The sequence below is a fragment of the Rhizobium mesoamericanum STM3625 genome, from assembly GCF_000312665.1.
Classification (GTDB): Bacteria; Pseudomonadota; Alphaproteobacteria; order Rhizobiales; family Rhizobiaceae; genus Rhizobium; species Rhizobium mesoamericanum.
The window spans coordinates 183,100-194,957 of the sequence record NZ_HF536773.1 but is presented as its reverse complement, the minus strand read 5'-3'; the positions used below and the strand labels follow the sequence as shown (position 1 = coordinate 194,957).

Sequence of the window (11,858 nt, the reverse complement as noted above, 5' to 3'; positions counted from 1 at the left end):
TTGTCATGATAGATTCAGTGCAAGCTGCCCCTATCGCAGGTTTTGTCGAAAAAATCATCCGTGTTGCCGGAGAGTCGAGCGAGCCTTTCGTAGCTGGCAACCTTGAGGTCATGGCGCCCGACAGGGGAAAGGATTTTGCGGCTCGCAAGCTTGCTGATGGTCCTCGAAACAGTTTCGATCGTCAGGCCCAGATAATCGGCGATGTCCTGCCTGTTCATTGGAACGGAAAGCATATCCTCTTTGGCAAGGTGCGGACGCTCGGAAAGCCGAACGACGAAGCTGCAGAGACGCTCCTCCGCATTCTTCTTCGACAAAAGTACCATCTGTTCGTGAGCCGATGCCATTTCCTGGCTGAGGAGTGCGATGTATTCGGGACGAAGGTTCTCGGAGCGCGAGACCTCTTCGTGAAAGGTCTTGCACGACATCCGGCGGATCTTGCAATCGTTTACCGCTTCGGCGGTGAAGAGGTAGGTCGCCTGCAAAGCCGCACCAACGAGATCACCCGGAAATAGGAAGGCCGTGATGACCCGGCGACCTTCACCTATGATGCGCTGAAGTCGCACTACGCCCTCCACCACCTGGAACAAATGGTTGGCTGCATCTCCCTCCCAACAGATCGTCTTGCCCGATGCTATCGTCTCCGTCGGCGAATATTGAAATATCTCTGAGAGCGACACCGCTTCACCGACGATTGTGTTGCGCTCGAAAGAGGCGGTTTTCTGCATCAGCATCGGCTTTGCCCTCGTGTGTTTGTCGAGGGCAACAGACACGAGCGATGTCACGCACCGATGATCGTTGTGTGCGAATTGGCGAGATACTGTAACAGTCTGTAACAAGGCACAATCCACGCATGACCGCGGAGATCGTTGACATAGATCAAGGTTAGCGCGCTCTGCTCGTGAGAACAGTCCCCATCACGTGGCAAGAAAGGCAACCCTCGTTTTGGGTCGTCTGTGCCTTGGGGACGACGATATGAACTACTCAACGGAAACTATGGCGGTCGCGGTCAGCGCGTTCCTTGCTTTGCTGGCAGCCGCGTTGGCGCATGATCATTTATTCGCTGCACACATGTGGGTGCTGTTCTGGTGCCTCTTGGGAGGCACGGTGCTCCTTTTGAGAAGAATCGATTTTTCGCCGGCCGGTCGGAACCCACCAAAGACAGAAGTCTACTTTGACGAGGTAATCCGGTATGGATTGATCGCGACCGTATTTTGGGGCGTCGTTGGCTTCCTTGTCGGCGTCGTTATCGCGCTCCAGCTGGCTTTTCCCGATCTCAACATCGCACCCTATCTCAATTTCGGGCGACTGAGGCCGGTGCATACATCCGCCGTCATTTTCGCTTTTGGCGGCAACGCCCTTATCATGACTTCGTTTTATGTTGTGCAGCGGACCTGCCGCGCTCGGCTGTTCGGAGGCAGCCTGGGCTGGTTCGTTTTCTGGGGCTATCAGCTCTTCATCATCATGGCGGCGACCGGTTACGTTCTTGGGATCACCCAGGCGCGCGAATATGCGGAACCGGAATGGTATGTCGACATCTGGCTGACGATCGTGTGGGTCGCCTATCTGGCTGCGTTCCTCGGCACAATTCTCAAGCGTAAGGAACCGCATATTTATGTGGCGAATTGGTTTTACCTCGGCTTCATCGTGACGATCGCGATGCTGCACGTGGTGAACAACCTCGCGGTGCCGGTATCGTTCCTCGGATCGAAAAGCTATTCAGTTTTTTCGGGCGTCCAGGACGCCTTGACGCAATGGTGGTATGGCCACAACGCCGTCGGGTTTTTCCTGACCGCCGGCTTCCTTGGGATGATGTATTACTTCGTTCCCAAGCAGGCGAACCGCCCCATCTATTCGTACCGGCTCTCCATCATACATTTCTGGGCCCTGATATTCATGTACATATGGGCCGGCCCGCACCATCTTCATTACACCGCCTTGCCGGATTGGGCCCAAACGCTCGGAATGGTCTTCTCGGTGATGCTGTGGATGCCGTCCTGGGGTGGTATGATCAACGGCCTCATGACCCTCTCGGGCGCTTGGGACAAAATCCGTACTGATCCAATCATCCGCATGATGATCGTCGCGATCGCGTTTTATGGCATGTCGACCTTCGAAGGCCCGATGATGTCGGTGAAAACCGTCAACTCGTTGAGCCACTATACCGAATGGACGATCGGCCACGTGCACTCGGGCGCGCTGGGCTGGGTAGGGATGATCACGTTCGGTGCGATCTACTATCTGACCCCTAAGCTCTGGGGCCGCGAACGTCTCTACAGCCTGCGCATGGTCAACTGGCATTTCTGGCTGGCCACTCTCGGCATCGTCGTCTACGCCGCCGTGCTGTGGGTCGCGGGCATTCAGCAGGGGCTTATGTGGCGGGAATACAACTCCCAAGGCTTCCTCGTCTATTCCTTCGCGGAGACCGTCGCGGCCATGTTCCCCTACTACGTGTTGCGGGCGGTTGGCGGGACGCTTTATCTCGCGGGCGGTGCGGTCATGGCGTGGAACGTATTCCAGACGATCCGTGGGCATCAACGCAACGAAGCCGCTATTCCATCCGCTTTCGTGCCCCAGGCACAACCCGCCGAGTGAGGTGAGACAATGGCATCTATATTAGACAAACATCAGATTCTCGAGAAGAACGCGACGCTGCTGCTTGTGGGCTCTCTCCTCGTCGTCAGCATAGGCGGAATCGTCGAGATCGCGCCCTTATTCTATCTACAGAACACCATCGAGAAGGTTGAGGGCATGCGTCCGTATTCGCCTCTCGAGCTGGCGGGGCGAAACATCTACATCCGCGAGGGTTGTTACCTTTGCCATAGCCAAATGATCCGGCCATTCCGTGATGAAGTGGAGCGGTACGGCCATTATTCGCTGGCCGCCGAGTCGATGTACGACCATCCGTTCCAATGGGGTTCGAAGCGAACCGGGCCGGATCTGGCGCGTGTGGGTGGGCGCTACTCCAATGACTGGCATGTGCAGCATTTGTCCAATCCACGTGGTGTCGTGCCGGAATCGATCATGCCAAGCTATGCCTTCCTCAAGGACCAGGAAGTGACCGTCAAAGACATCGGGATGGATCTGAAGGCCAATGAAGATGTGGGGGTTCCCTACACCGAGGAGATGCTGGCCAACGCCGAAGCGGATATGAAGGCTCAAGCTGATCCAAACGCCGACACGACGGCACTCCTCGCGCGATATCCCAAAGCCAAGGTCGGCGACTTCGACGGCAACCCCGCCAAGCTCACCGAGATGGACGCGCTGGTGTCCTACCTTCAGATGCTGGGAACGCTCGTGGATTTCTCGACCTACGATGATGCCAGCGGCTACCGGTGAGGTGATCTATGGAAACTTATACCGCGATGAGGCACTTCGCCGATAGTTGGGGCCTGGTGGCCATGGCACTGTTTTTCGTTGGCGCAGTGCTCTTCACCCTTCGTCCGGGAAGCAAGCAATGCGCCGCCGAGGCGGCTGATATTCCACTGAAGGATGACTGAGATGTCGGACAAACATGTAGATGAATTGAGCGGCGTCGAGACTACCGGACACGAATGGGATGGAATCCGTGAACTCAACAATCCCATGCCGCGATGGTGGGTATGGACCTTTTACGCAACCATCCTGTGGGCGGTCGGATACGCAATCGCTTATCCCTCGATACCAATGATTAGGGACACGACAAAGGGGTTGTTGGGTTTCTCCAGCCGTGCTGAACTAAAGCAAGACATTGATCAGGCAAGTCTAGCGCAGACGAAGTTCAGAGACCTTGTTGCCGCCAAAACGGTGCAGGAAATCGACGCGGACCAGGACCTAAGGGAATTCGCGATTGCCGGCGGCGCCTCCGCATTCAAGGTCAATTGCGCTCCTTGTCACGGATCGGGTGCGACGGGTGGGCCCGGTTTTCCCAACCTCAATGACGATGATTGGCTTTGGGGTGGGGACCTTAATGCCATTCAGCAGACGATTGCCCACGGTATTCGTTTCGATGCCGACACGGATACCCATATTTCGGAGATGCCAGCCTTCCGTGATATTCTCGAACCCACTCAGGTAAGAGAAGTGGCAGCTTATGTGTGGAGCCTAACCAACGCTCCAAGGGATCCGGCCATGGCCGACGCGGGCAAACAGGTGTTTCTCGATAACTGCGTAGCCTGCCACGGCGAGGATGCGAAAGGCAAGCCAGACATGGGCGCGCCCAATCTTGCCGATGCAATCTGGTTGAAAGGGAAGGGCGAGGACGCGATAGCGCGGCAGATCGTTGAGCCGAAGCACGGCGTGATGCCTGCGTGGTCGGCTCGCCTCGGAGACACGACCGTGAAAGAGTTGACGGTGTTTGTCCACTCGCTCGGTGGCGGTAAATAGGAGTTCAAAGAGTGTCCAGCCACGATCACAATGCTCTCCTGTCCCTGTATGGCACTCCGCGGGCGGTGATCCGCAAGCGTGTTTCTGCCAGAGCGAAAATCGTCCCGCCCGTCCCGGAGGAAGACGATCCTGAGAAGCTTGGAAATTCAATCGTGAATTTGACGTGCCTCAAAGATCACGAGACGACGAGCCGATAGCTGTCGAAGGGAGGACGTCCCTTTGAACTTGCCCCCGCAGTTCCTCCTGGCCGCGTCTTCTCTCCAAGGCGCGGCCTTTTTGTTTTGTGCGAACCGTTTCGTTCTTGATCTGCGTCAAGGAGCCAGGTCGTCGAAGGTGGGAAAACGTGCCGGTAAACAAATCGGACGTAGCCCATGAATCTCGACACAGCGCCGGAGCCAGAAGACATCGAGCGGCTGCCTTCAGAGGCGGTCAATGCCAAGAAGAACAGGCAGCCGCTCTATGCGGCGCGCAAGAAGGTCTTTCCCAAGCGTGCCGAAGGCCGATTCCGCCGTTTTAAGTGGCTCGTGATGCTGGTCACGCTGGGGATCTATTATCTTGCGCCGTGGATCAGGTGGGATCGAGGGCCTTACGCCCCTGACCAGGCTATCCTCGTCGACATGGCCTCCCGGCGCTTCTTTTTCTTCTTCGTCGAGATCTGGCCACAAGAATTCTACTACGTGGCGGGCCTGCTTGTGATGGCAGGTTTCGGCCTGTTTCTCGTAACATCCGCCGTTGGCCGCGCGTGGTGCGGTTATGCCTGTCCCCAGACGGTCTGGGTTGACCTCTTTCTCGTTGTCGAGCGGGCGATCGAAGGCGACCGTAACGCGCGAATGAAGCTCGACTGTAGCCCCTGGACGCTTGAAAAGCTGCGGAAGCGGCTGATCAAGCACGCCATCTGGCTGTTGATTGGTGTCGCAACCGGTGGCGCGTGGATTTTCTATTTTGCCGACGCGCCAACGCTCTTGACTTCGCTCTTGAGTGGCAGCGCGCCTGCGGTCGCCTTTGCGACGATCGGTATCCTCACCGCTACGACCTATGTACTCGGCGGATTGATGCGCGAGCAGGTATGCACCTACATGTGTCCCTGGCCGCGCATCCAGGGTGCGATGCTGGACGAGAATTCGCTTGTCGTCACTTACAACGACTGGCGCGGCGAGCCTCGGTCGCGCCACGCCAAGAAGGCTCAGGCGGCGGGCCAAAGTGTCGGGGACTGCGTCGATTGCAACGCTTGCGTGGCAGTCTGCCCGATGGGAATCGACATTCGCGACGGCCAGCAAATGGAGTGCATCACATGCGCGCTCTGTATCGATGCATGTGACGGGGTGATGGACAAGCTCGGAAAACCGCGCGGCCTGATAGCCTATGCGACGCTTAGCGAGTATTCGCAAAACATGCTTCAAGCGACAGACGGAGGAAAGACTCCCGTCCAGCCGGCGCTCGTTCGATACCCAGACGGTTCATTCGTTGCGAGCATTCGCCACTTCGATTGGCACATCATCTTTCGGCCAAGAGTTCTTTTCTATGCAGCTGTCTGGGCCGCAATCGGGGTTGGCATGCTGGTCCATCTGGCGTTGCGCGAAAGGCTTGAACTCAATGTCGTTCACGACCGGAATCCGCAGTATGTCCTGGAGTCCGACGGCTCGATACGAAACGGCTATACGCTTCGCATTCTCAACATGGTTCCCGCCCCTCGGAAAGTGAACCTCAGGTTGGAAGGGTTGGATGGCGCCACAATGCGAATTGCCGAACTCTCCAGAGAGGATGGCCGAAGCTTCACCATCGATGCGGGTCCAGACGCGGCGACAAGCCTCAAGGTGTTCGTGACGCGACATGGCAATGCGGGGTCGGCGACAGATTTCCTGTTCATCGCCGAAGACAGCGAACATCGTGACAGATCGATTTACAAGGCAACCTTCAATTCGCCCGGAGAGACCCAATGACAGCTCGCACAGCCCCCCACGGTTTCACCGGACGCCACATGCTTGTTGCCATGATTTCCTTCTTCGGGGTGGTAATTGGCGTGAACGTCACCATGGCCTGGTATGCCTCGTCCAGTTGGAGTGGTTTGGTGGTCGAAAACACTTACGTGGCCAGCCAGGAATTCAACGCCAAGGCGGCCGCCATGAAGGCGTTAGCAGCCTCGGGAGTTGCCGGGACGCTGTCGATTCGGGGAAATGAAATCGATTATGCAATTCGCAACAAGGACGGTTTGCCCGCCGACGTGGATGACGTGACTCTGTCGTTTAGACGGCCTGTCGGAGATCATGAAGATTTTCAGGTTCCATTGAGCAAGGTGGCGAGCGGCCATTTTAAGGTGCGCCATGAAGTTCGGAAAGGGGATTGGATCGTGGAGATCGTCTCGCGCAAAGCCGGCGCGGTCGTCATGCATGAGGCAAGGAGACTGGATACGGCGGAGTTCGGCCAATGACCTGCTGCACGATGAACGCGGAAAGTGTCCTAGCTCTCAGCAGTAACTCGCACAGCTCGGAAGAGATTATTTCATCCAGTCATCCCGTAGGTGAGGGGCTACGCCAACTCGACCTCAGCGTCCCGGGGGTTCACTGTGGGGGCTGTATCGCGACCATAGAGTCGGCGCTCGCCCGCCTCCCATTCGTAAAGAAGGCGCGTGTCAATCTAACCGCAAAGCGGGTCAGTTGCGTCTACCATGAAACCCTAAGGGGGCGTCCCGTGGACCCGGTGCAGATCCTAGAGGCAATCGCGAGCCGCGGATACCAAGCCCATCCCTTTATCCCGATGACGGCAGAAAACGACACCCTTAGGAACCAATTGCTTTTGGCTGTCGGGGTCTCCGGATTTGCCGCAGCAAATATCATGTTGCTGTCTGTCTCCGTGTGGTCCGGAGCGGATGCCGCCACACGCGACATGTTTCACTGGATCTCGGCACTGATCGCCGCACCTGCACTGATCTATGCCGGGCGCTTCTTCTTTTCGTCAGCGTGGAATGTCCTCAAGCATGGCCGCACAAACATGGATGTCCCGATTTCCCTGGCGGTCACGCTTTCGTATGGCGTCTCGCTCTGGGAGACGATGCACCATGGAGAGCATGCCTGGTTTGATGCCTCCGTGTCGCTTCTCTTCTTCCTGCTGATCGGCAGGACGCTCGATCACATCATGCGCGAAAAAGCCCGTGCAGCGATCAATGGCTTGGCGCGTCTCGCGCCCCGTGGGGCGCTCGTACTCTCGACCGACGGGAGCAAGCGTTTTGTCCTGATTGACGAGATTTCAATCGGCGATGAGGTCGTGATTGCTGCCGGTGAGCGTATCCCGGTTGACGGCGTGGTGGCGAGCGGTGCGAGCGAAATCGACCTGTCGATCGTAACGGGAGAAAGCAGTCCGGTCGCGGTCGAGCCAGACAGTGAGGTTCGTTCAGGTGCCATGAACCTGACGGGTTCGCTAATCGTACGTGCTACGAAGACTGCGGGCAATTCGCTGTTAGCTGAAATCATTGGGTTGATGGAGGCCGCAGAAGGCGGCCGCGCTCGATATAGGCGCATTGCTGACAGAGCGGCCGCTCTCTACTCGCCCGCAGTTCACCTTCTTGCACTCGTCTCATTCCTCGCGTGGGGTATCCTTGGAGGGGATTGGAAGCAGGCGATGCTAATTGCCGTGTCGGTGCTCGTCATCACATGCCCATGTGCGCTGGGCTTGGCAGTGCCGGTAGTCCAGGTCGTGTCGGCCGGCGAGCTCTTCCGTAAGGGAATCATGGTGAAGGACGGATCGGCGCTCGAGAGGCTGGCTGAAGTGGATGTAGTTGCCTTCGATAAAACGGGAACGTTGACGATGGGCCGTCCCCAGCTGGTGAAGGCAGAGGCGGGTGATGATGAAGCAATTGCAATCGCGACGAGCATGGCTGCTCATTCCAGACATCCGTTGTCTCAGGCGCTGGCGCACGGCATTCCAAGAGCGCCAAAGTTCATTGATACCGTCAAGGAAATTCCCGGTGGCGGTCTCGAGGCAAGGATAGGGCGCAGCCTCTATCGCCTCGGAAGCGCGAAGTTCGCGTGTCGAGATGCGCAGGCGACCAGTCAAGATGCTCGGTTTTCTGAAGTCGTGCTATCGCGCGATGGCAGCCCACTTGCATTGTTCCAGTTCAATGACACGCTGCGGCCAGGCGCAGCCGACGCGATCGCGCAGCTCGCCACCTGCGGAATAGGTGCGACCATTTTGTCAGGGGACCGCGCGCTCGTTGTCGAACACACGGCCGAGGTCTTGGGCATTCGCAACGCCTTTTGTTCGCTGACACCAAAACAAAAGGTCGAGGAGTGCAAGCGCTTGAGTTCTGAGCACCATGTCCTCATGGTTGGCGATGGCATCAACGACGCACCAGCGCTTGCTGCAGCCCATGTATCGATGGCTCCTGCTTCCGCCTCGGACATCGGTCGGCACGCGGCTGACCTCGTCTTTTTCAACGAACGTCTTGATGCTGTGCCACAAGCGATTGCCGTCGCGCGGCGGGCGGCGAAACTGATTCGGCAAAACTTCGTACTCGCAATCGGCTACAATGTGCTGGCGGTGCCGATCGCTCTTGCCGGGTACGCTACCCCGCTGATTGCTGCGATTGCGATGTCAACGTCGTCCCTCATAGTTGTGACGAACGCCCTTCGACTAAACACCTTCAGTAATAGTGCTCACTTGGGCAGGTCCCCAGCGCTGCCGTCGCAAGAGGTTTTAACCCAATGAACATGTTGATCTATCTGATCCCCATTGCACTTTTTATGGGAGGTATCGGACTCGCAGCGTTCCTGTGGTCTCTTAAAAACGGACAGTATGACGATCTGCAGGGTGCCGCCTGGCGCGTTCTCGACGACGAAGATGACGTTGTTCGTCATCGAGACAATTTCTAGATCGAAAGGACATTTCGATGCTTGTGAAAAAACGCGCTTATGCTGCGCCGGTCAGCAGACTTTGATCCTGATCAAAGAACTCTGCCACTACACGGCTAGAATTCAGTCGTTCGGCATCAGCGCCGTTGCTGATGTCATAAGAGGCTTGGCACGTCCAGGTTGGACCGCGTCAGGTCTCCGGGAGGAGGTTATCAACATGTCTGTCAGATTTCTCACCGCGTTTCTCAAGTCGTCCGGCGAAAACGGCATCGTGATGCTCGAAAGCGGGGGCGAGCAAAAGACGGTGCTGGTTGATCGGAAGGCATTGATGGCACTTGGATCGCCGCCACGTGCCGACGAAACACGTCTCCAGGAGAACGTGCGATTACTGTGCGATATTGCGGAGGCGAAACTTTTAAATTCGCTTGCTCTGGGGCAATCCATCCGGATCAGTGAGGCTGATGTGACCAATTGGAAGCGACACCATTGACGGTTCAGAGCTTGGCGCCCAGATGGTACCTCTGAACATTCCGAAGAGACGTTAATGTCAATTGTTTTGGGAAAGTAGAAAACCGCTAACAGAGGCCAAACACGGCGGGAGGCGGAGTACGGTAGATCGCTGACACGAGCGGTCATCAATTTCTTGACGTTACAAACTCGACATAACCCAATATTGAGCGCGGCTCTGACCCCGCGTGATGAGCCGGTTTCTCAGATTTGTGTCAGTTGTGCGCATCGAAGCGGGGCGGCAGTCGTCGAGGAGCGCCTGCGTATCCCAGAAGTCCGCATCGGTGAGAGGAAGTCCTCCAGTTTGTCGGCGTCCGGAAACTCGGTTGGTCTCTTGATATGAGCCCTCCATGAACGCTGGGGTGACCGACAAATCCGATGTGGCAATCGCCTTGCCGCAGCCGATCGAGAACGTTCGAGTTCACCCCAATGCCAACGCCACCTGCGGCGGTTGGCAGTTCGATTTCTTGGATCTCTCCGCCCATTTGATATTTGAGCCGTGGATGTTGATCCAAAAGCATGGTGCCTTGGCCGACGCGGCTACGGTCCCGACGCTGATGTCGAAGATCCCGATTTTCAAGCGTGACGAACCAGCATTGATGGCCACTTCCAACTTCCTTGTTCATGTTGAAGCTCTCTTGCCCCGTCGGGCTACCGGGATCCGGCCTCTCTCACGGCGGACTTCAAAATCTGCAAAGCGTAGTCTGCAGTCGCCTTCTCATCGTCCGGGCAGAGCTTCAGACAACAGCATCGGTGCTTGAGATCTCGCAGGATCCGACGCCGAACCCTCTCGATAACAGGCGCATGTTCTTTCTTCAGAAGCTCCTGCAGGCAGGCGACGGCGACTAACTCCGAGACCATGAGCTTACCTTCTACTTCGCCCTGGGTGGGAACGGCAAAGCGTTCGCCGCCTGCTTTGAAATCACGATCGGTCGAAAGCATCTGCATTCTCCTTTTTGCCTGATGTCTGCTCCGGCTCACGTGCCCGCCTGACGTTCCGAAGGACAGGCCGAACCATTCTGATCGGTGGCCTGGTTGAGATGGTCAGACAGATTGAGGACAAAGCTCCGGCCGTCGTTGTGCCAATCCGGGCGCGCTAGCCGCTCGGGTGCACGCCGGGAACGGTCCTCGACCAAGGATGCACAGAACATGCCGCAGCCGATCACAATCTGGGATCCCGGACCTCTAGAAAGAAGCAGGGACTGATGAACGAGCCGGCCGCGCCATGGAAGGATAACTCTCGATCCTGCATGTTCCACCTATGAGCTTTGTAAACAGCATAGGGGAGGAGGACATCTCTTCCTTGACGGAGATCAATCTAAGTATGAGGTGTCAAACTAATCTTAGCTCCTAGATGCGAGCTCTTCTTCGACCGGCGGCGGCATTGCCACTCCGTAATACGGGTCGATCCAAGTCAGGTTATCTGCGATCGCTTTCACGCCTGGAACGTTCTCCGTCGCGACTTTTGCAGCGCGCCTCCCCGGTTCATCGAAAATGGTTCCGACGAGTTCAGCTACGCCATTTCTGACCTGACAGCGGATGAAGCCGTTCCGGCTCCAGCTCTGCCTTCGGTGATCACGCCAAGGAGCACGCCTTTGTCGTCCATCACAGGCAAGTGGAGGACGCTGCGACGGTAATCAGGGACGGGGTCATTGCACTCTCGACCAGCATGTCTGTTTCTCCCAAGCAGGACTTCTTCTCAGATCTGTCCCTGCTTCCTTCACGTTCACGGAAGTGGGATGGCCGATACAATTCAGCGTTTGCAACTGCATGCATTGACGGAGGCCAAAGATCAGCTCCCGCCTGCCCGGTGGGCCGTCAAAAAGCCTGGGAGCATTGGCGGCCAGCAACGATCTTCCTTCGGAAGAGAGCAAAACGGTTCGAGCATCTGCACGATCGACCGATGACTTACCGCAACAAGTCTAGTCCGGAGTAACCGCGCTTGGCTGGTGCGCGTCAGGAGCGCTTGCGTCGCGGATGAGCTCGTATTTGACCTGAGTCACTCGCAGATCACGATACCAGTCAACAAGCGCTCCCCAGGGATCCGACACCTTGTTGAGGCCCGAAATGAAGGCGACGACCGTCCCAATCTCGATCCTGCCCGTTATGACGTAGTAGCCGCCGAGCGCAAAAATCCCGGCATAG

Annotated in this window: 12 protein-coding genes and 2 pseudogenes; 11 read left to right on the top strand and 3 right to left on the bottom strand. The window is 57.0% G+C overall.

What is annotated here, in order from left to right:
* Window positions 1–14 precede the first annotated feature (14 nt).
* Entirely contained in the window at window positions 15–731 is a 717-nt protein-coding gene (locus tag BN77_RS21245) for a Crp/Fnr family transcriptional regulator (RefSeq protein WP_007535864.1), read from the bottom strand.
* A gap of 241 nt (window positions 732–972) precedes the next feature.
* On the opposite strand from BN77_RS21245, the gene ccoN reads away from it, so the two are divergent.
* From ccoN to BN77_RS33645, 11 genes are all read left to right on the top strand, one after another.
* Window positions 973–2,592, top strand: a complete 1,620-nt coding sequence (ccoN, locus tag BN77_RS21240; RefSeq protein WP_007535862.1) for a cytochrome-c oxidase, cbb3-type subunit I — start codon at window positions 973–975, stop codon at window positions 2,590–2,592.
* A 9-nt stretch (window positions 2,593–2,601) separates the two neighbouring features.
* Complete coding sequence (gene ccoO / locus BN77_RS21235; protein WP_007535860.1) at window positions 2,602–3,336, top strand: cytochrome-c oxidase, cbb3-type subunit II; 735 nt, start codon at window positions 2,602–2,604, stop codon at window positions 3,334–3,336.
* Between the two features lie 8 nt (window positions 3,337–3,344).
* Window positions 3,345–3,497 carry a CcoQ/FixQ family Cbb3-type cytochrome c oxidase assembly chaperone gene (locus tag BN77_RS21230; RefSeq protein ID WP_028749039.1) on the top strand — a complete coding sequence of 51 codons (153 nt, stop codon included), beginning with the start codon at window positions 3,345–3,347 and terminating at the stop codon, window positions 3,495–3,497.
* A 1-nt stretch (window position 3,498) separates the two neighbouring features.
* Window positions 3,499–4,362 carry a cytochrome-c oxidase, cbb3-type subunit III gene (ccoP, locus tag BN77_RS21225; protein WP_007535858.1) on the top strand — a complete coding sequence of 288 codons (864 nt, stop codon included), beginning with the start codon at window positions 3,499–3,501 and terminating at the stop codon, window positions 4,360–4,362.
* A gap of 11 nt (window positions 4,363–4,373) precedes the next feature.
* Window positions 4,374–4,559 carry a hypothetical protein gene (locus BN77_RS34925; protein ID WP_007535857.1) on the top strand — a complete coding sequence of 62 codons (186 nt, stop codon included), beginning with the start codon at window positions 4,374–4,376 and terminating at the stop codon, window positions 4,557–4,559.
* Window positions 4,560–4,733: 174 nt separating this feature from the next.
* Window positions 4,734–6,302, top strand: coding sequence for a cytochrome c oxidase accessory protein CcoG (gene ccoG, locus BN77_RS21220; protein ID WP_007535856.1), 1,569 nt, complete (start codon window positions 4,734–4,736; stop codon window positions 6,300–6,302).
* Window positions 6,299–6,790: a FixH family protein gene (locus BN77_RS21215; RefSeq protein WP_007535855.1), complete on the top strand. Its 492-nt coding sequence runs from the start codon at window positions 6,299–6,301 to the stop codon at window positions 6,788–6,790. Before ccoG ends, BN77_RS21215 begins: the two co-directional genes overlap by 4 nt.
* The gene (locus tag BN77_RS21210) at window positions 6,787–9,063 is read left to right on the top strand and encodes a cation-translocating P-type ATPase (RefSeq protein ID WP_040678256.1); all 2,277 of its coding nucleotides are present in this window, start codon (window positions 6,787–6,789) and stop codon (window positions 9,061–9,063) included. Before BN77_RS21215 ends, BN77_RS21210 begins: the two co-directional genes overlap by 4 nt.
* Window positions 9,060–9,227: a cbb3-type cytochrome oxidase assembly protein CcoS gene (gene ccoS / locus BN77_RS21205; RefSeq protein WP_007535853.1), complete on the top strand. Its 168-nt coding sequence runs from the start codon at window positions 9,060–9,062 to the stop codon at window positions 9,225–9,227. Before BN77_RS21210 ends, ccoS begins: the two co-directional genes overlap by 4 nt.
* Window positions 9,202–9,696 carry a hypothetical protein gene (locus BN77_RS34920; RefSeq protein WP_244426225.1) on the top strand — a complete coding sequence of 165 codons (495 nt, stop codon included), beginning with the start codon at window positions 9,202–9,204 and terminating at the stop codon, window positions 9,694–9,696. The genes ccoS and BN77_RS34920 overlap by 26 nt, the downstream gene beginning before the upstream one ends.
* Window positions 9,697–10,063: 367 nt before the next feature.
* A complete protein-coding gene (locus BN77_RS33645) occupies window positions 10,064–10,474 on the top strand; it encodes a hypothetical protein (RefSeq protein ID WP_007535850.1) in 411 nt (136 codons plus the stop codon).
* Window positions 10,475–11,056: 582 nt separating this feature from the next.
* On the opposite strand, the pseudogene BN77_RS32365 reads toward BN77_RS33645, so the two are convergent.
* Window positions 11,057–11,281: pseudogene (locus tag BN77_RS32365) on the bottom strand (BON domain-containing protein); the annotation flags it as partial.
* A gap of 354 nt (window positions 11,282–11,635) precedes the next feature.
* Window positions 11,636–11,858 (bottom strand): annotated as a pseudogene (locus tag BN77_RS34190) (ABC transporter ATP-binding protein); the annotation flags it as partial.

Coding starts and splice junctions, on each gene's coding strand:
- BN77_RS21245 (WP_007535864.1), bottom strand. CDS start 731: ATGCTGATGCAGAAAACCGCCTCTTTCGAGCGCAACACAATCGTCGGT.
- ccoN (WP_007535862.1), top strand. CDS start 973: ATGAACTACTCAACGGAAACTATGGCGGTCGCGGTCAGCGCGTTCCTT.
- ccoO (WP_007535860.1), top strand. CDS start 2,602: ATGGCATCTATATTAGACAAACATCAGATTCTCGAGAAGAACGCGACG.
- BN77_RS21230 (WP_028749039.1), top strand. CDS start 3,345: ATGGAAACTTATACCGCGATGAGGCACTTCGCCGATAGTTGGGGCCTG.
- ccoP (WP_007535858.1), top strand. CDS start 3,499: ATGTCGGACAAACATGTAGATGAATTGAGCGGCGTCGAGACTACCGGA.
- ccoG (WP_007535856.1), top strand. CDS start 4,734: ATGAATCTCGACACAGCGCCGGAGCCAGAAGACATCGAGCGGCTGCCT.
- BN77_RS21215 (WP_007535855.1), top strand. CDS start 6,299: ATGACAGCTCGCACAGCCCCCCACGGTTTCACCGGACGCCACATGCTT.
- BN77_RS21210 (WP_040678256.1), top strand. CDS start 6,787: ATGACCTGCTGCACGATGAACGCGGAAAGTGTCCTAGCTCTCAGCAGT.
- ccoS (WP_007535853.1), top strand. CDS start 9,060: ATGAACATGTTGATCTATCTGATCCCCATTGCACTTTTTATGGGAGGT.
- BN77_RS33645 (WP_007535850.1), top strand. CDS start 10,064: ATGAACGCTGGGGTGACCGACAAATCCGATGTGGCAATCGCCTTGCCG.